Below are 21,967 nucleotides of genomic sequence, written 5' to 3'. Positions count from 1 at the left end.
TTGGAATACCTTTCAATGCTTGATGTAGCTAATTTTGCGTGCTGTTTTCATAGACATTGACTTTGTCAATGATTTCATTTTTACTGTTTACTAACATTAGGGTAGAAGGAGCATCTTTAAGCCATTGGCTTTTGCTCTCAACTAACTTTTTCCAGCTCATCAAACTGATCAGCATTAAGTCCTGCTCTTTCAGAAATTCTTTATCAATGATTTTGCTATGCTCAAGACTAATGTAATTAGGCGCTTGCTGTTCGATAAAACGGATTTTTTCTTTGATGTCCGTATTGTTCTTGATCGTTCCGCCGACGTCCAATATGGTTACTTGCGCTTCTGCGTTATGGATTAGCTTTTGGATATAGCTGATCAAGAATTTGTCGTCATTAGTGAAAATAGGAACAAAAACGCGGTCGATCGATTGCAGCTCTTTGTCAATCAAAATACCAACAGCTCCTTCCACTTTGTTCTGAATCTGATCCGTGCGTTCGTAAGTGCTAAATATGTTTGTCTGGTTCGCGACGGTATACAATAGCTTTTCGGGATTGATGATGCGGCTCGTAAAGTTTAAGAATTTCCCTAAGAAACTACCCTCATAAATAGATTCGCTGACCCCCAAGAGAAGGAGGTCATTATCGGTATCATTTGCCGTTTGCACGATTTCATGATCGATGTCGCTAGAGATTTTAAAGACAGTTTCAAGAGGCTGTTCGATTTTATCAGCAACTTCTAGAATTTCTTTGAATGTGCTCGTTTCCTGATCATCCAGTTCATAATGGTGGAATTCATTTGCATGCGCAATATGCAACGCGGTAATGCTTGAGTTGCTTTTGTTCTTTCCGGTCAATGCATCTGCTAAGCGCAACAAGGCAATCCCTGTTTCGCTTTTAGCAAAGGACAAGAGTATTTTAAATTTGCTAGAATCTTTGACGGTGCCTTCTGTAGCTTTAGGCTTAAAAGCCCAATTGATCAAATCCAATGCTGGTCCGGTCATAAAGGTTGTCGCCAAAGCCATAACCACCATCATCGAGAATAACTCCGTGCTCAATACACCTAAATCATAACCAATATTCAGGACAACCAATTCCATCAGTCCTCGGGTATTCATCAATGCCCCAATGCTTAAACTGTCTTTCCAGCTTTGGCCCACGAAGCGAGCTGCGATGGCACTTCCGAAAAACTTGCCGATAACAGCAACAGCAATAATTGCCAGCGTAATCAGCCAGAGTTTTGGATCGTCAAGCAATCCGATCTGCGTACGCAATCCTGTAAAAACAAAGAACAAAGGAAGCAATAGCACCATGGCTACATCTTCTACTTTTTCGACAAAAATGCTTCTGAATTTTGCACTTTCAGGCATAATTGCTCCAGCCATAAATGCGCCAAACAATGCGTGAATGCCAATAACTTCGGTTGCGTATGCAGAAAGTATTAAAGTCAGAAAGAAAATCGCAACAATGGGCTTGCTCATTCCAGCCCTCGATGCGGTTACATTGCCCACACGGTTTAAGAATGGACGGATAATTTTTATCATCACGAACACATAAGCCAGAGCCAATAAAATCGTGTAGAATGCGCTGCCAAAAGATCCGGCTTTCACAATGGCAATGACGGCGGCCAAGATACACCAAGCGGTAATATCATCCGCTGCAGCACAAGTAATGACAATGGTTCCCAAGCGTGTTTTCTGCAATCCCCGCTCTTGCACAATGCGCGCTAAAACAGGAAAGGCCGTGATGCTCATCGCAATACCGATGAACAAACTGTAGGACAGAAATTCCACGCCAGAGGGTGCATATTCCGCATATAAGAAATAAGAAAGCCCTATACCTAATGTAAATGGAATAATGATACTTGCATGGCTGATGATCACAGCATCATGCGCTTTATTGCGAAGGATTTTTAAATCCAATTCCATTCCCACGATAAACATAAAAAGGATCAAGCCGATCTGGCTTAAGAACTGAAGGTTTCCAATCGATTCTACAGGAAATAATGCAGCAGAAAATTCAGGAAAATACATTCCTAATAAGGAGGGGCCTAATACAATTCCGGCAATCATTTCACCGATCACTACGGGCTGATTGATTTTGATACAGATCCATCCGAAAACCCGCGCAACTAAAATAATGGTGACAATCTGTGCGAGAAGAATAGCTAAAGGGTGCTTTAAACTGTGAAGCAAGGAATCAATGAAGTTTTCCCAAGCGGTGCCTTCAGATTGCACCGATTCGATGATCCTTCCATCTTCAAGTTTTGTGCCTTCGCCAATGACCCAATACATGATGGATGCAAATACTGCAATCAATACGATGTAGAATATATTTTTTACGTTATTTTTCATTCTTAATTTATTAATTATGCCAGTGGCAATAGGAATTGCAGCGCAGTTTTAGAATAGATTGATCCGCAAAAATGTGGAGATTAAAACGATGACGATACTGCTTTTTTGCCTTGCGCAGTACAAATATAAAAGTATTAGCCGCTCAGGAAAATCCTTGCAGCCGATTTGATGGAAAAATGTAATAAGTTGGGGAAATGATGTAATTTAATCTTGGTTGGTCTTGTCGAGCAGGCTTTTTCTGTAGGTCTCGCTTAGGGAAAATACAAGAGGTTTGTCAGATTCGTCTTGGAGCTTCGTCGTAATCTCATCAGAACTGTAGAATTTGATGATGCGCAGCGCAAGGATTTCTTTTTTGTTGATCCTCACGAATTCCTCATCAGGTAGAATTTCCAGTAGCTTCTTGAACGTGATGTTTTTTAGAACGAGCGAACTTCCATCTGTTAGAAAAGCCAATTTATCTCGGCTGTCTACTTCCGAATTTTGAATGTAGTTTAGCTGTTTGAAGAATAGCATGGCCTTGCCTTTATTGGACTGTGCTTGAAAAAAGGTAGGTTTTTCAACTTCATGGCTTAGGTATTTTCGCATTTTAGCGATCGCTTGCTCCAGCCTATTGATCTGCACAGGTTTGCTCAAATAATCAATTGCATTCTTGTCAAAAGCTTCTAGGGCATATTGTTTGTAAGCCGTTGTGAAAATAACCGGGTAATTGTTCAGGACAGAAGCCAATTCCAATCCATTCATTCCGGGCATTTCGATATCTGAAATATAGAAGTCGAAATCCAAAGATTCATAGTCTTTTATTAAGACCAACGCATTGTTAAACGAACGCACGACTTCTAAATCTTCGATCTGTTCACAAAGCATTTTTAAGTAAGTCAGGCTTGGCAACTCATCGTCAAGAAGTATGCAGCGTATCGTTTTCGGCATTTAAGTCAAGGGTTAAGTGAGCGATGTAAACGTCATTTTCGACGAATCGATTTAAGCTGTATCTGTTTTTGTAAAGCACTTCAAGACGTTCTTGCAAAGTCCTCGTGCCGATGCCGCTGTTCGTTTTCTTTAAAGCAGTTTTATTTGAAATCTTATTGGACACTTTAACAGAGAGCACGCCTTCGACAAAAGTAATGAGTACGGAAATAAATGCATCCGGGTTTTGGATATCTGCATGCTTGAACGCGTTTTCAATCAAATCAATCGTCAGCAGAGGAGCGATTACTTTTTGTTCGTACAAGCTTTCTGTCAGCGGATCTACTTTTACTTTCACTTTCATGTCGAAAAGCGGACTTACTTTAATCTTATTGATTTCAATCAGGTTTAAAGCAAATTCGATTTCTTCCTTCGGTGAAACCAATTTATTCGGTGATTCATACAGCACATAGTCCAGCACGTTAGCCAATTTATCCATTGTGTAATAAGTTTGGTAGGCATGGGAAAGAATGGAGTTGAATACATTCTTTAGCAGGTGAGGATTTAATTGCGCATGAACTTTATCTAAATGCATGTCTTTAAATTGCAAAGCAAAATTCTTATGCATCTTATCGGCATCTTCTTTCGCTTTCTTCAAATGCTTGTTCTTTCTGTACAATAACACGCACAGCGCAACTAATCCTACGACAAGTAAGCTTAGAAGAATGACGATGATGTACTGAAGATTGAGCATTAAGTAAACTTAAGCAAGTTTCATCTTTTGTTGCTGTTTATGGCTTAGCAATCCGTATAGATAATTACAGATTGTCATATCCAGAAAAACCGGGATCCACAATTCGTTTCCATTCTGGGTTTTTCTTGATGTAAGCAAAAACGTATGGACAAAAGGGTAGGAGTTTTTTGCCGCTTTCTTCGACGTGATGAAGCGCTTTTTCAACAACAGCGCTCGCTGCGCCCGTTCCTGCTAATTCAGGGTCGGCTTCTGTATGGATTAATGAGATCTGTTTGGATTTCTCGCCGTAATCAATAAACGCATAATGGCCATTTACTTCGATTTCAAATCTCTTGTTTTCTAGGTTTTTAACTAAAGGTATAGGTTCAAATTCCGCTTTCATCGGGCTGTTGTTTCAATCGTAAAACTTATTTTAATTTCTCAAGCATTTCATTGGTGATGTCTTCTGAATAAATGCCATACGCGTTAACTAAAACACCTTTCAGGTCATATTTGCCAGAAGAAACAGCATACAAAATAGCTTCGTTTCCTGGATCGGTATCATCATCAAAACGGAAAAATTTATCAATCTGAAATTCATCGTGAAAGATTTTGTATTCGCCATTTCTGCACTCGATGCAATTCTGTTTAAGGTTGAAGTCTTCGATATATCCTTCTTTCTTTAATCCATTGATTCCATCCACTAGGTTGTCGTAGTTTTCCATTTTATATTTTGTGTATTAATGAATAAAAGTACGTTTTTTTAACGGCTTTTTTGTGGTTACTTACCGATTAAATGTATACCCCATGGTCCATTCTATAAAATCTGCTTTTCCCATATGCGCCTTGATCGATGCTCCTGCATTTAAGTTTTTATATACATAATAGCGAGCGCCGGCACGCAAAAAGATTTTCTGGATTTCTCCATTGAATTCCTGGTTGTGGATATAGTAACCAATGTTTCCGTTGAGAACCAGGTTTTTATTTAAGATATGTGCAATGTAATAGGATGGGCCTCCCGAAAGCTTTGCCGCCAATTTTCCATGTTCATCGCCCGCGATTTCTTCATTATTGCCAGAGGCAGAATAAAAGATATCCAAACCTCCACCCATTCGCCATTTTGGAGATACATGTGTGCTGGCATAAGCGCTTAAAGTCGTTTTCATGTAGCGTTTCTCCACATCTCGATTGATCTGTTTAAACCCTAATCCATAGTTGACATGGTAATAGATTTTGCCCTTTAGGCTGTCCATCAACGGACGTTCTTTTTGCAATCGTTGTTCACCCGCTGGTTTGTAGGTAATGGATAAAGCAATTGGAATCAGATTAATGCCTTTGTTTGGCAGGCGCATGGCGCCATTTGAAAAATGGTGAAAGGATAATCCTGCTCCGGCTCTGAACTTCGAACTTATCTGATATTGAGTCCGGATGCCCAAATCAATGTATACATTGTTCTTCGTCCCGATGACTAAGTTCAATGGATTGGTATCTTCATCGTAAGGACGGAAATTTCCTGACATCCCTAATCCGATGCGATAATCGAAATGCCATTTCTGGCTGGTTAACTTTCCGAATGGACTTTGGATAAAGCCATATAAGGCGTAAGGACTTCCGATAATATCGGTATTGAATGTGCTCGAATAAATACCGAATCCATAAATCGGATTGTTATAGAGCTTAAATAGTTTATCTGAAGAATGGATGATTTTCCAGCCTAAGCGCAAGTTGATGCCATTGTAATAGGCATGTTCAAAGGTGGTGTTCTTAACATCTTTGGATGCTAGAATTCCACCATTTTCGACTTCCAGTTCCACAATGAATGGATTTCGTTTTGAATTTTGTTGGGTAGAATCCACCTGTGCGGATACTACATTGATGGAAAAGATAAATAAAGCAAGACTAAAAAAACGCAACATCAAGATAATAGAATCGTGTAACTATTTGTAAATTGCCGCAAATTTAAAAAAGAACTTGAAGTAACTCACGAATTAAAAACAAAAATAAGGGTTCAAAAGTTTGAGGAATAGTTAAAAATCAGCGTAAGAATTTTAGTGGTCAATTTTGTAATCATTGTCTTTTGCTTGCTTGCAGGATATCTTTTTAAAAGAAAGAATCTTGTGCCGGCAAATTCTTATAAAGCAATCAATGCTTGGATTATCTACATTGCACTTCCTGCGATGTCATTCACCTATCTACCTTATTTGAAATGGCATTCTGAACTTCTTTTCGCTTTCGTTGCGCCGATTTTGGTTTTTTTCGGGTCTGTATTGTTTTTCTATGTGCTCTCGAAATTCATCACAATTTCCAAACGGAATCGAGTCACCTTGAGTTTGATCTCCGGATTAAGCAACACATCCTTTGTCGGATTCCCTCTAATATCCGCTTACTACGACCCAGAATTTATCGAGATCGGAATATTATGTGACCAAATGACTTTCTTTATGCTGTCTTCTTTTGGCGTATGGTTCGCAATAAAAGCAAGCTCGAAGAAAAATGAGAAAGTCGACCGCTTGAAAATCTTTAAGAATATTATTTCATTCCCGCCTTTAATCGGTTGTCTATTGGCGATTGCACTTTCGAGATTCGTGGATCTCGAACCAACAAAGCCATTTTTCCATCAATTGGCGTCGACGATAACTCCATTGGCTTTATTTTCTATCGGCTTACAGCTGAATCTAAATCTCGGCTATCAGTTTAAATACATCAGTATTTCCATCCTGTATATTTTAATACTAGCACCACTAATTGCATTGACGGCTTCCCTGCTTTTTAAATTAAAAGGGGATGTGGTTCAGATCAGCATTTTCGAAATGGCAATGCCTTCGTTGGTTTCTACAAGCATGGTTTTGGAAAAATACAAACTAAATACAGGTCTAGGCAATTCCATTATCGGCTTAAGTATCCTTATTGGCTTGGTAACGACATATTTCTGGTATTTAATCCTCTAATTTAAATACCGAATCTGTAACTAAATTGTTATTATTGCTGTTAATTTCGCAAGTAATTCGCTGAAACACTATATTTATCATATTGTTTTAAAAATTTATCGTAGATTTTTAAAATTTTATTGAATTTAATTTATAAACTTCCTAATCTAATGATATCTAATACGGTTAAAAATACCTTATTATTACTTACCGCTTGTTCCACGCTGTCTTTTGCCAAAGGACAGGAAAAACATATCCGATACACTCAAAAACTTGAAGGAACCAATCTCGAATTTTCGATGGAAGCTATTCCGGGAGGTGAGTTCTTAATGGGCAGTGCAACTTCAGGTATTGCTGATGAAATGCCAGTTCATAAAGTTATTTTGGATCCCTTCTACATGAGTACGTTCGAAGTGACCTGGGATTTGTTCGAACCGTTTTTATACAAAGATTTTGAGAAAACAAAGACCGAAGCAGGAACTATCCCGGCCGAAGTTGATGCAGTCACTCGCCCGACAAAGCCTTATTTAGATATGACTTTCGGGATGGGTAAAGCAAATCAGCCTGCTTTGGCAATGACACATTACAACGCGATCCAGTTTTGTAAATGGCTATATGTCCGTACCGGAGAATTTTATCGATTGCCAACTGAAGCAGAATGGGAATATGCATGCCGCGCAGGAAGCCAGGATGAATATTATTTCGGAAATGATGCAGCGGAGCTGAATGACTATGCATGGTATGAAAGCAACAGTGATGAAAAGACAGCAAAAGTAGGGCAGAAGAAGCCTAATGCTTGGGGATTATATGATATGTTGGGCAATGTCGCTGAATGGACTTATGACCAATACATCGCCGATTTCTATGCGCAATCAGCAGGCAAATCTGTCAAAAATCCAGTCGCAGTTCCGACGACCTTGTATCCACATAGTGTTCGAGGGGGCTCATTCTTAAGCACAGCGGAAGATGCGCGTTCGGCTTCTCGATTAGCATCTGATCCATTTTGGAAACAACTGGATCCGCAGATTCCTAAATCTAACTGGTGGTTTCCAGAAGCTCCATTTGTAGGAATGCGTTTAGTTAAACCGGTCAATGTTCCTTCGAAAGAAGAAATTATGGCTTATTACGACAAAGCGCCAATCAAAGATTTTTAAACTAACTCAATTAAACCAATTCATAATGGAAAATTTAAAACGAAGAGATTTCATTAAAACTACAAGCACGATAGCAGGTGCGGCTGTAGTGGGTTCTTCAACAATAAGTAGTGTATTTGCAGCGGGTTCTGATGTGATTAAAATCGCTGTTGTTGGTTGTGGCGGACGAGGTACAGGCGCGGTTTTCGATGCTTTTGCTTCTGGACAAAACATTCGTTTAGTGGCGATGGCCGATGCATTCAAAGATAATTTGGATTCTGCATACAATTCGTTCAAAGAAAAATTTGGTGATAAGATCGATGTTCCAGATAGCCGCAAGTACGTAGGTTTTGATGGCTATAAAGCTGCGATCAAAGATGCGGATGTTGTTCTTTTGGCAACGCCTCCGGGATTCAGGCCTATTCATTTTGAAGAAGCTGTAAACGCTGGCAAACATGTTTTCATGGAAAAGCCGGTTGCTGTGGATATTCCCGGAATTAAGAAAGTTTTAGCGTCAGCCGCTATTGCGAAGCAAAAGAAATTAAATGTCGTTGTGGGTTTACAGCGCCGTTACCAAACAAATTATCGTGAAGCCATCAAACGTATTCAAGATGGGGCGATCGGTGATGTTGTTTCGGGACAAGTCTATTGGAATTCGGGTGGCGTATGGGTTAGACCTCGCAAACCTGAACAATCAGAAATGGAATATCAAATGCGTAACTGGTATTATTTCAACTGGTTATGTGGTGATCATATTGTTGAGCAACACGTGCACAACATTGACGTAGCCAATTGGGTAAAAGGAAAATACCCTGTTTCGATTCAAGGGACTGGTAGCCGTGCATATCGTAGAGGAAAAGAATATGGTGAAATCTTTGATAATTTCGCTGTCGAATTAACCTACGATGATGGAGCAGTTGTCTATAGCCAATGTCGTCATTTTGAAGGAATTTCAAATCGTGTGGATGAAACATTCCAAGCATCGAATGGAAAAGCATTTTTATCTGCAGGGAACCAAGCCGTATTGTGGGATAAGAACGGAAAAGAAATTTTCCGTCACGACAATAAAAACAAAGATTTAAATCCAAATGCTTATCAGCAAGAACACAAAGAATTATTTGAAGCGATTGCAAAAGGAGAATATAAATTTGAGAATGCGGAGTACGGCGCATATAGTACTTTAACTGGTATTATCGGACGTATGGCTTGTTATACCGGCCAAGTCATCAAATGGGATAAAGCATTGGAAACATCGTTGGATTTGATGCCAGCTGTGTATTCTTGGGATGCGATGCCTAAAATTGTTCCGAATGGCGACGGTTTATATCCAGAACCGATTCCGGGTCAAAATATGGACCGTTACATTTAATAATGATTAGATTGAAAGGGTTTAGCTGGGCTATTGTATGCTTGTTCATTACACAAAATGCATTCGCTCAGCAAAGTCAATTTCAGATTAATGGATTCGCGCAGGGAACAACGTATGCAATCACATACTATTCTTCCAAAGAAATCGTTATCAAAAAAGAAATTGATAGTCTTTTAGTCGATATTGACCAATCAATGTCCATTTATAAGCGAAATTCCGATATATCTAATTTTAATGCTGTTGAAACTGATTGTATAGTAGTCGATTCCTATTTGCAAGATGTACTTCGATTTGCTTTTAAAACATATAAAGAATCAAACGGCTTATTTGACATTACAGTAAAACCCTTAGTTAGCTTATGGGGATTTGGACCAGAAAAAGTAATCAATTACCCAGATAGCGCGAAAGTATCTGAAACACTAAATAGCGTAGGTATGGATAAACTCGTCTTTAGCAAGAATAAACTTTGCAAAAAAGCAAAGGGCATTTCTATTGATGTGAATGGCATCGCTCAAGGCTACAGTGTGGATGTTGTCGCAAAGTATTTATCCAAGCGGGGCATCAAAGATTACATTGTTGAGATTGGCGGAGAGGTCGTTGCTCGAGGAGTAAAACCAAATCAAGAAAACTTTCGGATTGCTGTACAACGACCAGGTCAAGAAAATAATGAAACAAATTACATTATTGAATTAAAGAACAAAGCCATAACGACGTCTGGAAGTTATGAGAAATTCAGGATGTACAAGAGCCAAAAAATCTCACATCATATAAATCCTAAAACAGGCTATCCATTTACATCATCGATTCTTTCAGCTACTGTTATAGCAAATACAGGAATGGAATCAGATGCTTTGGATAATGTGCTGATTGCCATGCATCCAGATGAAGCTATTCGCTTTGCGAATTCAAGAAAAAAAATAGATATTTACTTGATATATGAAGAAAATGGAATTCTCAAAGAAGGATTTTCCAAAGGTTTTTCAAAATATATCAGTCCAAACTAATCAATTATAAAAATGAAAAGATCCGAATTTATAAAAAATAGTTCTATGCTTGTTGGTGGAGGTTTGCTAGGAAGTAAAGTAGAAGCGAAGCAGGCCGATCAAAAGCAGAACAAAACATTCAAATTGGATTATGCACCGCACCAAGGAATGTTTGCTGCAACGGCAGGAAAGAACTTTTTGGATGAAATCAACTATTATCACGATCTAGGTTTTAGGAGCATTGAAGACAATGGAATGCCCGGACGATCAGTTGACGAGCAGACAAAAATAGGAGAGCTCTTAGCTAAACTTGGTATGCGCATGGGCGTTTTTGTAGTTCCGAAAGGAGGAAATGGCGCAAACACCTTAGCCGCTGGAAAACAAGAATTCGTCGATATCTTTTTAAAAGGCTGTAAAGATTCAGTAGAGATTGCTAAACGTACGAACGCGAAATGGGTTACTGTAGTTCCTGGCGATTATCAGCGCAATTTGCCAATCGGCATACAAACTGCAAATGTTATTGAAGCGCTTAAGCGTGGAGCCGAGATTTTCGAACCGCATGGCATCGCAATGGTATTAGAGCCATTAAGCGATACTCCGGATTTGTTTTTAAGATTTGCTGACCAAGGATACGAAATCTGCAGAGCCGTAAACAGCCCGTCATGTAAGATTTTATACGATGCGTATCACCAGCAAAAGAACGAAGGAAACTTGATTAATTTAATGAATCAATGCTGGAGTGAGATTGCTTATATTCAAGTTGGCGACAACCCTGGAAGACGGGAACCGACGACCGGAGAGATCAATTATAAGAATGTATTCAAATGGTTACACGAAAAAGGATATACGGGAATTGTGGGCATGGAACACGGAATGTCGAAGCAAGGCAAAGAGGGTGAGGATGTTTTGGTCGCTGCATACCGTGAAGTGGACAACTTCTAAATACTAAAAGCTTTTAGCGATTCTTTATAAATCATAAATTTATTTATATATTTAGCATCAGAAAAATAAATAAACCTCACTTATGTCATCATCAATAAAGTTCAAACTTTCACTTATGATGTTCCTGGAATTTTTCATTTGGGGAGCATGGTTTGTAACGTTAGGAAGATTTCTTCCAGTAAATTTAAATGCGTCTGATTTTGAAATTGCGAATGTATTTTCAACTCAATCTTGGGGAGCTATTATTGCCCCGTTTATTATCGGAATGATTGCCGATCGCTTTTTTAATGCAGAACGTATTTTAGGAGTCTTGCACCTGATTGGTGCAGTGCTAATGTACTTGATGTACCAAGCGACGGATATCACGACCTTCTTCCCGTACGTATTTGCTTACATGATTTTATTTATGCCGACTTTGGCTTTGGTAAACTCGGTATCATTCAGACAATTGACTAATCCAGAAAAACAATTCTCAAATATTCGTATTTGGGGTACAATTGGTTGGATCGTAGCGGGTTTGAGTATCTCGTTTTTATTCCATTGGGATTCAAACGAAGGCGTAGCAGAAGGCTTGCTGAAAAACACATTTCTAATGGCGGCTATCGGCTCGTTGATTTTAGGATTGTTCAGTTTTACGCTACCTAAAACTCCTCCGACAAAAATCGATTCTTCGGAAAAACCATCATTTGCATCAATTATTGGACTGGATGCTGTTAAGCTGTTGAAAGACAGAAACTTTTTAGTATTCTTTATCTCTTCGATTCTTATCTGTATTCCTTTAGCGTTCTATTACCAAAATGCCAACAACTTCTTAGGTGAGGTCGGCATGGAGAACGTAACAGGTTTCATGACCATCGGACAGATTTCTGAAGCGTTATGTTTGTTGTTGCTTCCGGTTTTCTTCACTCGTTTTGGATTTAAGAATACCATCTTAATCGGTATGTTGGCATGGTCTATCCGTTATTTGTTGTTCGCTTATGGCGACGCAGGTTCTGGAATGTACATGTTGTTGATCGGTATTGCATTACACGGTATTTGTTATGATTTCTTTTTCGTGTCAGGTCAAATCTATACGGATTCGAAAGCAGGTATAAAATATAAAAGTGCTGCGCAAGGATTGATTACATTGGCAACTTATGGAGTTGGTCAGTTAATTGGATTCTGGGTAGCAGGTTACATAGGAACGATGTATGCGGATATCAAAGCAACGGATGTTGGTGCTTTCTGGCAACAAGTATGGTTAGTTCCTGCAGGAATTGCATTTGTAGTATTTCTTTTGTTCTTAATTTTCTTTAAGAACGAAAAAGTAGAAAATAAAATAGAAACAGTATAATCAACCAAAAAACAATTATAAATGGTACAAAATAATGTTTATGATGCTATTGTCATTGGTTCTGGAATCAGTGGTGGATGGGCAGCTAAAGAGCTTACAGAAAAAGGCTTAAAAACCATCATGTTGGAGCGTGGTAGAAATGTCGAGCACATTAAAGACTATCATGCCAATAAAAACACATGGGAATATCCTCATCGCGGGGGTAGAACCATTGAGATGGAAAATGATTATCCTGTCTTGAAACGCGATTACCCATTAAATGAGAAAAATTTGGATTTTTGGGTAAACGAGAAGGAAAGTCCATACACTGAAACTAAGCGTTTTGACTGGTTTAGAGGTTATCACGTTGGTGGTCGTTCACTAATGTGGGGAAGACAAAGTTACCGTTTTTCGGATTTGGATTTCGAGGCGAATGCAAAAGATGGTCATGGAACAGATTGGCCGATCCGTTATGCAGATATCGCTCCATGGTACAGCTACGCTGAAAAATGGGCTGGTATCTCTGGAAACAGAGATGGTTTAGCTGTATTGCCTGATGGTGACTTTATGCCGCCAATGGATTTTACAGTGGTTGAGAAAGACCTTGCTGATCGTTTGAAAAAGGAATATGGCGGTCAACGTCATTTCATTATGGGAAGAACAGCAAATATCACGGTTCCTCATACAGGACGTATCAACTGTCAATATCAAAATCAATGTTGGTTGGGATGTAACTTTGGTGCGTATTTCAGTACGCAATCATCGACTTTGCCTCCTGCGGTTAAAACTGGAAATTTGACTCTACGTCCATTTTCTATCGTTACCCGCATTTTATATGATAAAGATACTCAGAAAGCAACAGGTGTTGAAATTGTTGACGCTGAGACAAACAAAACATACGAGTTCCATGCAAAAGTGATTTTTGTATGTGCTTCAGCATTCAATTCAACTTGGGTATTGATGAACTCCGCTACAGACGTTTGGGAAGGTGGTTTAGGAAGCAGCAGTGGTGAATTAGGCCACAATGCAATGGATCATCACTTCCGTGTTGGAGCTGGTGGACGCGTGGAAGGTTACGAAGACAAATATGTTTTCGGTAGACGCCCTACGGGATTGTATGTTCCTCGCTTTGTAAATGTTGACGGCGATACTAAAAAACGCGATTACGTTCGTGGTTTCGGATACCAAGGTGCGGCAAGCCGTGGCCGGTGGTCAGGCGAAGTTGCAGAAATGAGCGTTGGTGGTGCATGGAAAGATGCAACATTAGAACCGGGAGACTGGGGTGTAGGTTTCACTGCTTTTGGTGAAATTTTACCATATCACGAAAACAAAATCTCATTGGATAAAAATGTCAAAGATAAATGGGGACTTCCTGTTTTGGCAATGGACATGGAAATCAAAGACAACGAGAAAAAGATGCGTGATGACATGAAGAACGAAATGAAAGATATGTTGGAAACCATTGGTGTGAAAGATGTATATACTTACGATAATGAGTATCATTTCGGAATGGGTATCCACGAAATGGGAACAGCACGAATGGGTACAGATCCTAAAAATTCGGTATTGAACAAGCATAACCAAGTATGGGATGCTAAAAATGTATTCGTAACGGATGGTGCTGCAATGGCTTCAGGAGCTTGTGTGAATCCATCATTAACGTACATGGCATTAACAGCTAGAGCCGTAGAATATGCTGTTTCAGAACTTAAAAAAGGTAATCTATAATAAACTAAACTAATCTATGAGCAATCAAAAAAATTCATCAAGAAGAGATTTTATTAAGAATTCAGCTATTGCAGCTGCCGGAATTTCCATCGTTCCAAGACACGTACTAGGTGGAACAGGTTTTGTCGCACCAAGTGATAAATTGCAAGTTGCATCCATCGGTGTTGGTGGTATGGGAGGAGCAGATGTAAATAATATCTTTAAAAGTGGAAAAGCAGATATCGCATTTTTATGTGATGTGGATACTGTTCGCGCTAAAGGTTCTGTAGAGAAATTTCCAAAAGCGAAGTTCTTTACTGATTTCCGTGAAATGTTAGATAAGGAGCACAAAAACATCGATGCAGTATCTATTTCTACACCGGATCATAACCACGCTATCCAAGCTTTAGCAGCAATGCAATTAGGAAAGCACGTATATGTTCAAAAGCCTTTGGCTCACGATGTGTGGGAAGCAAGAGCATTGACACATGCGGCTAAAAAATATAAAGTAGTTACTCAAATGGGTAACCAAGGTTCATCAGGTGACGGCGTAAGACAAATGCGCGAGTGGGTTGATGCTGGATTGATCGGAGATTTAGTTGAAATCTTCTGTTGGACAGATAGACCAGTTTGGCCTCAAGGAATCCAATGGCCTCCGCAACAAAAAGAAGTTCCTGCGACTTTGGATTGGGACAAATGGTTAGGTACAGCACCTCAGAAAAACTATGTAGACAAACTAGTTCCATTTAACTGGAGAGGCTGGTGGGATTACGGTACAGGTGCATTAGGTGATATGGGATGTCACAACATGGAAGCACCATTCAGTATTTACGGTTTGCAATACGTGAAAGACGTTCAAGCAAGTGTAGGTTCTGTGTATGTGGATGAGTTCAAACGCGGATATTTCCCTGAAAGCTGTCCTCCATCAAGTTATGCAACAATGACATTCCCTAAAACAGATAAAACTGTTGGTGATGTTAAATTGCACTGGATGGATGGTGGAATTCAACCACCTAGACCAGATGAATTAGGTGCTAACGAATTATTTGGTGACGGTGGAAATGGTATTTTGTTTGTTGGAACTAAAGGTAAAGTTTTAGCAGATACATACACTGAAAACCCTCGTTTGTTACCTACTACGAAAGAATATCCTAAAGTTCCTCAAAAATACAAACGCGTACCGGGATCAGCTTCTGGACACTGGGCTCAGTGGGTTGAAGGATGTATCGCTGGATACGGTAAAATGGAAATGTCTTCTCCATTCGAGATTGCAGGACCATTAACTGAGGCTTTATTGATGGCAAACTTAGCGATCCGTGGATCAGATATGCGTGTTGACAATAAATATCCGGGACGTAGCTTGAAATTATTATGGGATAATGAGCAAATGAAAGTAACCAACTTTGATGAGGTTAATCAATTTGTGAAGAGAACATATCGCCCAGGATGGGAAGTAAATTATACATTTTAAACTGAAATAGTATGAATAGAAGAGAGGCAATACAACGCGTAGCTTTTTTAGTCGGCGGTAGCGTGATTGGTGCAAATCTTTTTTTAGAAGGATGTACACGATCTGCGAGTAAAGATGTCGCAGCTTTATTCGAAAAAGAATCTACGGATCTTTTGGGTGATTTAGCCGAAGCAATTTTACCGAAAACATCGACTCCTGGTGCTAAAGAAGCTGGAGTAGGAGAGTTTATTCCTGTAATGATTCGTGACTGCTATACAGTTGAGGATCAAAAAGCATTCTTAGATGGATTTAGTAAAGTTGACGAACGTGCTAACAAAGAATTCGGGAAGAAATTCCAAGAATTATCGAAGGAGCAACAATTGCAGTTCGTGAATACGTACGATAAGGAAGCTCAGGAATACCAGAAAAACAAAAAAGATGGAGATGCGAATCATTTCTTCAACATGTTCAAGCAATTGACGTTGACGGGATTCTTTACTTCGGAAGTTGGAATGACCAAAGCTTTGCGTTTTGTGAAAGTTCCTGGAAAGTTCGATGGCAACTACCCTTACAAAAAAGGAGATAGAGCATTCTCAGCTTAATCTTATTTTCTCATGATGATTTCCTGTCGGAAATCGTCATGAGTTGATTTTAAAAATCCATAAAAAAACGAGCGATGTCATATACACCGCTCGTTTTTAATTTATAAGTCTAAATACTTATTTTAACTTATTGATTTCTTCTTGTTCTCTCAGTTTTTCAACATTGTTTTTCTCACCGAACTCTTCGGTTTTTTGTTGAAACGAATCTAAGATTTCTTTAATTGCATCTGAATTATCAGCTGTACGTTGGTAAATATCAGGAATTTTGCTTTCAATGGTTTTATCGCCCAATTCAATATTATCAACTTCAATCTTACCAATTTTTTCTAAAACTGCTTGTTGGCTATTACGTACGTCTTCTAATTCTCTCGCAATTTTTGCCATCAAGTCAAACTTCTTCAATTTATCCATAATACATTTATATTGTTCTTACCTATACAACGAATAAGGATTGAAAATGTTTTAGTTTAATTCAATAGTCTTGATTATCAGTTAATTATTTGCTAGTTTTTCCTGGATATACCTCCAGCGCTTTCTCTAGACAAACCAAAGCGTTCTTCAAATCTGTCTCATTCAGCACATATGCCAAGCGGACTTCGTCCGTTCCTGCGCCTTCGGTGCTATAAAAACCAGTTGCTGGTGCCATCATAACGGTTTCGTTTTGATAATCAAACTCTTCCAGCATCCATTGACAAAATTTATCTGCATTGTCAATCGGAAGCCTAGCTACCACATAAAATGCACCACCAGGATTTGGACAAAAAACCCCTTCAATCGCATTTAGTCCTGCAACCAATACATCCCTGCGTTTGGTGTATTCTTTTGAAACGGCTTCAAAATAACTGTCAGGAGTATCAACTGCTGCGGTAGCTGCAATCTGTGCAACGCTCGGCGGTGATAAGCGCGCTTGTGCAAACTTCAAGGAAACTTGATACAACTCTTTGTTCTTGGTGACAATACAGCCTAAGCGAGCGCCACAAGCCGAATAACGTTTAGAAACTGTATCAAAAACAACCACGTGTTCTTCTAAGCCTTCTAAGTGCATAGGAGAGATGAATTCCTTTCCATCATAGCAAAATTCACGATAGGCCTCGTCAGAGAATAAATACAAATCATATTTCAAGCACAAGGCTCTTAAATCCTCCAGTTCTTTTCTGGAATATAAATAACCTGTTGGATTATTTGGATTACAAATGGCTATTGCTTTAGTTTTCTCGGTAATTAATTTCTCAAATTCCTCAATGGAAGGCAAAGCAAATCCATTTTCAATGTAAGACATAATCGGTTTGACCACGATATCTGCCGAACACGCAAAACCATTATAGTTTGCGTAAAAAGGCTCTGGGATAATCACTTCTTCTCCAGGATTTAAGCAAGCTTGAAAAATAATGGTAATGGCTTCAGATCCGCCATTTGTGACCAGGATATCGGATGCAGAAACCCCATAATTCAATTTGTTGTAGTAGCTAGCTAATTTTGTTCTGTAGGTTTCTGTTCCTTCAGAAGCGGTATATGCCCAAACTTTGAAATCGATATTTTTTACTGCATCCAACATGATTTCCGGAGTCTGAATATCCGGTTGACCGATGTTCAAATGGTAAATTTTCTTTCCTTGTTTTTTCGCTTGATCCGCGAAAGGTGTCAATTTGCGGATAGGTGAAGCGGGCATGAGCGCCCCTTTATGTGAAATTGATGGCATTTTTATCTTTTATTTTGACTACAATAATACTAAAATTATAAAACAAAAGCCACCTTAATTGAATAAGATGGCTTCGATTTGAGTATAGAATAAATCTATTCAACAATACCTTTTATCGTTAAAATCTTTACTGGTGTTTTTGTGTTTGATTTGATAGTAAATGATTTTGTAAACGGACCAGTAACAGCCGCATTGTAAGTTACTTTAATTACGCCAGTTCCAGCCGGTTTGATTGGCGTTTTTGTAAATTCTGCAACCGAGCATCCACAAGAAGAAACTACTTCTGAAATAATTATTGGAGCATCTCCATCATTGCTGAAGTTGAACTCAAACGTTGCTGGTTTATTGTGCGCGATTTTACCAAAATCATGCGTTTCTTTTTCGAATTTAAATTCCCCAATAGCGACAGTCATTGATGTTAAACCAACAAATGCAATTACTATAGCCAAAACGTTTATTACTTTTTTCATATTTCAATATTTATTTAATCAATATAACTTATCAATTGATATACCAAAATTATGAATTTCAATTTAAAAATCCCTTTAATCAATTAATTACACAACAATATTACAATATCCTGCATCTGAATTACTAGATTATTCCTTCTTTCAATAAATCTTGAATATGGATGATTCCATCATATTTTCCTTCATCCACTACAATCAATTGGGAAATGTTATTCTCTCGCATCAATTGTAACGCATCGATAGCAAGCTCTTTTTTCTCAATAACTTTTGGATTCTTGCTCATGATATCTTGGGCAGTTAAGGATTTCGTATCCTCGTGTTTTTCAAGCATCCTTCGGATATCTCCATCCGTGATAATGCCCACGATAGCTTCATTTTCAAGAACAACGGTAGCCCCAAGCCTAAATTTCGTAATCGTAATAATCAATTCACGAACCGAACTATTCACATAAACTACAGGTTTTCCATTTTGCTCGGATAAATCCTGTACTTTCAAGTACAATTGCTTACCTAATGCGCCCCCAGGATGATATTTAGCAAAATCCTGATCAGAAAATTGTCTTGATTCTTGCAAACATACAGCTAGCGCATCGCCCATAGCCAGCTGTGCTGTGGTGCTTGTGGTTGGAGCGAGGTTATTTGTGCAGGCTTCCCGTTCGACAGTTGTATCTAAAATATAATCCGCATTTGTTGCCAAAAAAGAAGATAGATTTCCGACAATGGCAACTAACGGATTTCCCATTTGTTTTAAAAACGGAATAAGCACTTTTATCTCTGGCGTATTTCCAGATTTTGAAATAGCAATCAATAAGTCGTCTTGTTGGACAATGCCTAAATCACCATGAATAGCATCGGCGGCATGCATGAAAATAGCGGGCGTTCCAGTCGAATTAAGTGTTGCAACAATCTTTTGTGCGATGATTGCACTCTTTCCTATACCCGTTAAAATGACCCTGCCTTTCAGTTCCAAGATCAAGTTTACAACATTAATGAAGTTACTATCAATGCGTTCCCCAATTTGCTGGATTGCGTTAGCTTCTAAGGTCAAGGTTTCCTTGGCAAGCTTTTTTATGTCAATATTGTTATTCACGAAAATAATATCTATTTTTATATATAATTTATAGCAAAAGTAATTGTTTTTAGAACTTGTTCAGTTACCTATCCTATTTTTAATTTTTCACCAAGTCAATGGAAATAGAAAAATCACTATTTGACAATCTGCAAGAATTTTTTGGTTTTGATAATTTTAAGGGAGACCAAGAGGCTATTATCACAAATATTCTTAACAAAAAAGATACGTTTGTTATCATGCCTACCGGTGGAGGAAAATCCATTTGTTATCAATTGCCAGCATTAATGAGTGAGGGGACAGCAATTGTGATTTCACCTTTGATCGCCTTAATGAAAAATCAGGTGGATCAGTTACGGGCGTTTGGCGGCAATGACAGCATTGCGCATTTTTTAAACTCTTCGCTTACCAAAAGCGAAATTACCAAAGTAAAAGAGGATGTCACTTCTGGAAAGACAAAATTACTGTACGTCGCACCAGAATCTTTATCCAAAGAAGATAACGTTAATTTTTTAAAAGGCATTACTGTTTCATTTGTTTCAGTCGATGAAGCACATTGTATTTCCGAATGGGGACATGATTTCAGACCTGAATACCGCAAGATTAGACAAGTCATTAACGGCATAGGAGATAATATTCCGATCATTGCTTTAACAGCGACGGCTACTCCAAAAGTACAGTTTGATATCCGTAAAAATCTTCAAATGACAGACGCAACTTTGTTTAAGTCGTCATTTAACCGTTCGAACCTCTACTATGAAGTTCGCCCTAAGAAGAATGTAATTAAGGAAATTGTCCGTTTCATCAAGAATAATTCAGGCAAAACAGGTATTGTTTACTGCTTGAGCAGAAAGAAGGTTGAGGAAATTGCGGAAGTATTGACCATTAATGGAATCAAAGCGCTTCCATATCACGCTGGATTGGATGCGAAAACCAGATCGGATACACAGGATAAATTCCTGATGGAAGATGTAGAAGTTATTGTCGCTACCATTGCATTTGGAATGGGAATCGATAAGCCGGACGTGCGTTATGTGATCCACCATGATATTCCAAAATCTATGGAGGGTTATTATCAAGAAACAGGACGCGCTGGCCGTGATGGGGGCGAAGGGGTTTGTGTTGCTTTTTATTCCGAGAAGGATGTAGAAAAGCTGACCAAATTCATGAAAGATAAGCCCGTGTCAGAAAGAGATATTGGGACTCAGATTTTAAAAGAAGTTATTGACTATTCGGAATCATCGGTTTGTCGCAGAAAGCAAATTCTTCATTATTTTGGTGAGAATTTTGATGAAACTGGCTGTAATAGCATGTGCGATAATTGCCGTGCACCGAAAACTTATTTTGACGCTGAAGAATCATTGTTGAAAGTGTTGAATTTTATCCAGAATCAAGGCGAGAAATTCAATGATCAGCATTTGATCAATGTGTTTCTTGGTCAGAATAACAAAGATATTTCAGATTACAAACATGATCAGCATGCTCTATTCGGAACTGGAAAAGAATTGGGTGCCAATTATTGGAATTCATTGATCCGCCAAGCTGAACTTTCTAATTTTATCCGGAAAGATGTCGATCATTATGGACTTTTATTGCTGACAGAAACCGGGAAAAAATACATTGCCAATCCGTATGGATTGAAATTTATTTTAAACAATCCAATGGAAAAGGCGGATGCCGATGGCAATGATGAACCGCATTCACAGAGTGCCGGTACATTGGATGTCGAATTGCTGAAAATGCTGAAGGATTTGCTTAAGAAAATTGCGAAGCAAAAATCTTTACCTCCATTTGTCATTTTTCAGGAGCCTTCGCTGGATGAAATGTGTACGCATTATCCGGTAACCATCGATGAGCTAAAGCAAATTCATGGAGTTGGTTCTGGAAAAGCCGTTAAATTTGGAGCGCCATTTGTTGAGCTGATTAAGAAGTATGTGGAAGAAAATGACATCGATCGTCCGCAAGATCTAATCATCAAAAGCACCGCAAATAAATCAGCTTTGAAAGTATCTATTATTCAAAACATAGACCGTAAAATCGGGCTTGATGATATTGCTTCCTCTAAAGGGATCAACTACGAAGATTTATTGAGAGAGGTTGAATCCATTGTCAATTCGGGTACAAAGCTGAATTTAGGTTACTTCGTCGATGAGATGATCGATCAAGACCGTCAAGATGAAGTGTATGAATACTTCATCGCTGCGGAAGTCGATTCAATTGAAACGGCACTAAAAGAACTTGGAGAAGCGGATTACACGTATGAAGATATTCAGCTGATGCGCATCAAATTCATGTCCGAACTAGGAAATTAAGACAATATTTTTTACATT

20 protein-coding genes are annotated in these 21,967 nt (G+C 38.7%); 10 read left to right on the top strand and 10 right to left on the bottom strand.

Annotation, left to right across the window (positions count from 1 at the left end; genetic code table 11):
- Positions 1-28: 28 nt before the first annotated feature.
- The 6 genes from C4F49_RS04275 to C4F49_RS04250 all read right to left on the bottom strand — a co-directional run bounded on the left by C4F49_RS04275 (position 29) and on the right by C4F49_RS04250 (position 5,890).
- Complete coding sequence (locus C4F49_RS04275; RefSeq protein WP_196934645.1) at positions 29-2,338, bottom strand: cation:proton antiporter; 2,310 nt, start codon at positions 2,336-2,338, stop codon at positions 29-31.
- A 204-nt stretch (positions 2,339-2,542) separates the two neighbouring features.
- On the bottom strand, positions 2,543-3,265 hold the full coding sequence (locus tag C4F49_RS04270) for a LytR/AlgR family response regulator transcription factor (protein ID WP_196934644.1): 723 nt from the start codon (positions 3,263-3,265) through the stop codon (positions 2,543-2,545).
- Entirely contained in the window at positions 3,234-3,995 is a 762-nt protein-coding gene (locus C4F49_RS04265; protein ID WP_196934643.1) for a sensor histidine kinase, read from the bottom strand. The genes C4F49_RS04270 and C4F49_RS04265 overlap by 32 nt, the downstream gene beginning before the upstream one ends.
- Positions 3,996-4,059: 64 nt before the next feature.
- Positions 4,060-4,377 carry a GNAT family N-acetyltransferase gene (locus C4F49_RS04260; protein WP_196934642.1) on the bottom strand — a complete coding sequence of 106 codons (318 nt, stop codon included), beginning with the start codon at positions 4,375-4,377 and terminating at the stop codon, positions 4,060-4,062.
- A 25-nt stretch (positions 4,378-4,402) separates the two neighbouring features.
- The gene (locus C4F49_RS04255) at positions 4,403-4,699 is read right to left on the bottom strand and encodes a phosphoribosylpyrophosphate synthetase (protein WP_196934641.1); all 297 of its coding nucleotides are present in this window, start codon (positions 4,697-4,699) and stop codon (positions 4,403-4,405) included.
- 60 nt (positions 4,700-4,759) lie between these two features.
- Positions 4,760-5,890 carry an acyloxyacyl hydrolase gene (locus C4F49_RS04250; protein WP_196934640.1) on the bottom strand — a complete coding sequence of 377 codons (1,131 nt, stop codon included), beginning with the start codon at positions 5,888-5,890 and terminating at the stop codon, positions 4,760-4,762.
- Between the two features lie 135 nt (positions 5,891-6,025).
- Between C4F49_RS04250 and C4F49_RS04245 the strand changes: the two genes are divergently transcribed.
- The 9 genes from C4F49_RS04245 (at position 6,026) to C4F49_RS04205 (ending at position 16,399) form a co-directional block, all read left to right on the top strand.
- Complete coding sequence (locus tag C4F49_RS04245; RefSeq protein WP_196934639.1) at positions 6,026-6,922, top strand: AEC family transporter; 897 nt, start codon at positions 6,026-6,028, stop codon at positions 6,920-6,922.
- A gap of 149 nt (positions 6,923-7,071) precedes the next feature.
- A complete protein-coding gene (locus tag C4F49_RS04240) occupies positions 7,072-8,055 on the top strand; it encodes a formylglycine-generating enzyme family protein (protein ID WP_196934638.1) in 984 nt (327 codons plus the stop codon).
- Positions 8,056-8,080: 25 nt separating this feature from the next.
- On the top strand, positions 8,081-9,403 hold the full coding sequence (locus tag C4F49_RS04235) for a Gfo/Idh/MocA family oxidoreductase (RefSeq protein WP_196934637.1): 1,323 nt from the start codon (positions 8,081-8,083) through the stop codon (positions 9,401-9,403).
- A 2-nt stretch (positions 9,404-9,405) separates the two neighbouring features.
- Entirely contained in the window at positions 9,406-10,407 is a 1,002-nt protein-coding gene (locus tag C4F49_RS04230) for an FAD:protein FMN transferase (protein ID WP_196934636.1), read from the top strand.
- Between the two features lie 12 nt (positions 10,408-10,419).
- Positions 10,420-11,328, top strand: coding sequence for a hydroxypyruvate isomerase family protein (locus C4F49_RS04225; RefSeq protein ID WP_196934635.1), 909 nt, complete (start codon positions 10,420-10,422; stop codon positions 11,326-11,328).
- Positions 11,329-11,410: 82 nt separating this feature from the next.
- Positions 11,411-12,661 carry a nucleoside permease gene (locus tag C4F49_RS04220; protein WP_196934634.1) on the top strand — a complete coding sequence of 417 codons (1,251 nt, stop codon included), beginning with the start codon at positions 11,411-11,413 and terminating at the stop codon, positions 12,659-12,661.
- A 21-nt stretch (positions 12,662-12,682) separates the two neighbouring features.
- A complete protein-coding gene (locus tag C4F49_RS04215) occupies positions 12,683-14,368 on the top strand; it encodes a GMC oxidoreductase (RefSeq protein WP_196934633.1) in 1,686 nt (561 codons plus the stop codon).
- Positions 14,369-14,384: 16 nt separating this feature from the next.
- The gene (locus C4F49_RS04210; RefSeq protein WP_196934632.1) at positions 14,385-15,818 is read left to right on the top strand and encodes a Gfo/Idh/MocA family protein; all 1,434 of its coding nucleotides are present in this window, start codon (positions 14,385-14,387) and stop codon (positions 15,816-15,818) included.
- A gap of 11 nt (positions 15,819-15,829) precedes the next feature.
- A complete protein-coding gene (locus tag C4F49_RS04205) occupies positions 15,830-16,399 on the top strand; it encodes a gluconate 2-dehydrogenase subunit 3 family protein (RefSeq protein WP_196934631.1) in 570 nt (189 codons plus the stop codon).
- Positions 16,400-16,516: 117 nt separating this feature from the next.
- Here C4F49_RS04205 and C4F49_RS04200 read toward each other — a convergent pair whose 3' ends face one another.
- From C4F49_RS04200 to C4F49_RS04185, 4 genes are all read right to left on the bottom strand, one after another.
- Positions 16,517-16,810, bottom strand: coding sequence for a hypothetical protein (locus tag C4F49_RS04200; protein ID WP_196934630.1), 294 nt, complete (start codon positions 16,808-16,810; stop codon positions 16,517-16,519).
- 85 nt (positions 16,811-16,895) lie between these two features.
- The gene (locus tag C4F49_RS04195; protein WP_196934629.1) at positions 16,896-18,098 is read right to left on the bottom strand and encodes a pyridoxal phosphate-dependent aminotransferase; all 1,203 of its coding nucleotides are present in this window, start codon (positions 18,096-18,098) and stop codon (positions 16,896-16,898) included.
- A 95-nt stretch (positions 18,099-18,193) separates the two neighbouring features.
- Positions 18,194-18,568 (bottom strand): DUF1573 domain-containing protein, encoded by a 375-nt coding sequence (locus tag C4F49_RS04190; protein ID WP_196934628.1) that lies wholly within the window; start codon positions 18,566-18,568, stop codon positions 18,194-18,196.
- A gap of 124 nt (positions 18,569-18,692) precedes the next feature.
- On the bottom strand, positions 18,693-19,658 hold the full coding sequence (locus C4F49_RS04185) for a KpsF/GutQ family sugar-phosphate isomerase (RefSeq protein ID WP_196934627.1): 966 nt from the start codon (positions 19,656-19,658) through the stop codon (positions 18,693-18,695).
- 98 nt (positions 19,659-19,756) lie between these two features.
- Between C4F49_RS04185 and recQ the strand changes: the two genes are divergently transcribed.
- Positions 19,757-21,949: a DNA helicase RecQ gene (gene recQ, locus C4F49_RS04180; protein WP_196934626.1), complete on the top strand. Its 2,193-nt coding sequence runs from the start codon at positions 19,757-19,759 to the stop codon at positions 21,947-21,949.
- Positions 21,950-21,967: the final 18 nt, after the last annotated feature.

The organism is Sphingobacterium hungaricum (assembly GCF_015210005.1).
In the GTDB taxonomy this organism is placed as follows: Bacteria; Bacteroidota; Bacteroidia; order Sphingobacteriales; family Sphingobacteriaceae; genus Sphingobacterium; species Sphingobacterium hungaricum.
Note: the sequence above shows the minus strand (reverse complement) of the source record. Positions and strands in the feature narration are given on the sequence as shown.

What these genes read in the sequence shown, in the direction of transcription:
- C4F49_RS04235 (WP_196934637.1), top strand. Translation starts at nt 8,081, where the DNA reads ATGGAAAATTTAAAACGAAGAGATTTCATTAAAACTACAAGCACGATA.
- C4F49_RS04190 (WP_196934628.1), bottom strand. Translation starts at nt 18,568, where the DNA reads ATGAAAAAAGTAATAAACGTTTTGGCTATAGTAATTGCATTTGTTGGT.
- C4F49_RS04270 (WP_196934644.1), bottom strand. Translation starts at nt 3,265, where the DNA reads ATGCCGAAAACGATACGCTGCATACTTCTTGACGATGAGTTGCCAAGC.
- C4F49_RS04265 (WP_196934643.1), bottom strand. Translation starts at nt 3,995, where the DNA reads ATGCTCAATCTTCAGTACATCATCGTCATTCTTCTAAGCTTACTTGTC.
- C4F49_RS04230 (WP_196934636.1), top strand. Translation starts at nt 9,406, where the DNA reads ATGATTAGATTGAAAGGGTTTAGCTGGGCTATTGTATGCTTGTTCATT.
- C4F49_RS04255 (WP_196934641.1), bottom strand. Translation starts at nt 4,699, where the DNA reads ATGGAAAACTACGACAACCTAGTGGATGGAATCAATGGATTAAAGAAA.
- C4F49_RS04220 (WP_196934634.1), top strand. Translation starts at nt 11,411, where the DNA reads ATGTCATCATCAATAAAGTTCAAACTTTCACTTATGATGTTCCTGGAA.
- recQ (WP_196934626.1), top strand. Translation starts at nt 19,757, where the DNA reads ATGGAAATAGAAAAATCACTATTTGACAATCTGCAAGAATTTTTTGGT.
- C4F49_RS04210 (WP_196934632.1), top strand. Translation starts at nt 14,385, where the DNA reads ATGAGCAATCAAAAAAATTCATCAAGAAGAGATTTTATTAAGAATTCA.
- C4F49_RS04215 (WP_196934633.1), top strand. Translation starts at nt 12,683, where the DNA reads ATGGTACAAAATAATGTTTATGATGCTATTGTCATTGGTTCTGGAATC.
- C4F49_RS04225 (WP_196934635.1), top strand. Translation starts at nt 10,420, where the DNA reads ATGAAAAGATCCGAATTTATAAAAAATAGTTCTATGCTTGTTGGTGGA.
- C4F49_RS04250 (WP_196934640.1), bottom strand. Translation starts at nt 5,890, where the DNA reads ATGTTGCGTTTTTTTAGTCTTGCTTTATTTATCTTTTCCATCAATGTA.
- C4F49_RS04240 (WP_196934638.1), top strand. Translation starts at nt 7,072, where the DNA reads ATGATATCTAATACGGTTAAAAATACCTTATTATTACTTACCGCTTGT.
- C4F49_RS04195 (WP_196934629.1), bottom strand. Translation starts at nt 18,098, where the DNA reads ATGCCATCAATTTCACATAAAGGGGCGCTCATGCCCGCTTCACCTATC.
- C4F49_RS04260 (WP_196934642.1), bottom strand. Translation starts at nt 4,377, where the DNA reads ATGAAAGCGGAATTTGAACCTATACCTTTAGTTAAAAACCTAGAAAAC.
- C4F49_RS04200 (WP_196934630.1), bottom strand. Translation starts at nt 16,810, where the DNA reads ATGGATAAATTGAAGAAGTTTGACTTGATGGCAAAAATTGCGAGAGAA.
- C4F49_RS04275 (WP_196934645.1), bottom strand. Translation starts at nt 2,338, where the DNA reads ATGAAAAATAACGTAAAAAATATATTCTACATCGTATTGATTGCAGTA.
- C4F49_RS04205 (WP_196934631.1), top strand. Translation starts at nt 15,830, where the DNA reads ATGAATAGAAGAGAGGCAATACAACGCGTAGCTTTTTTAGTCGGCGGT.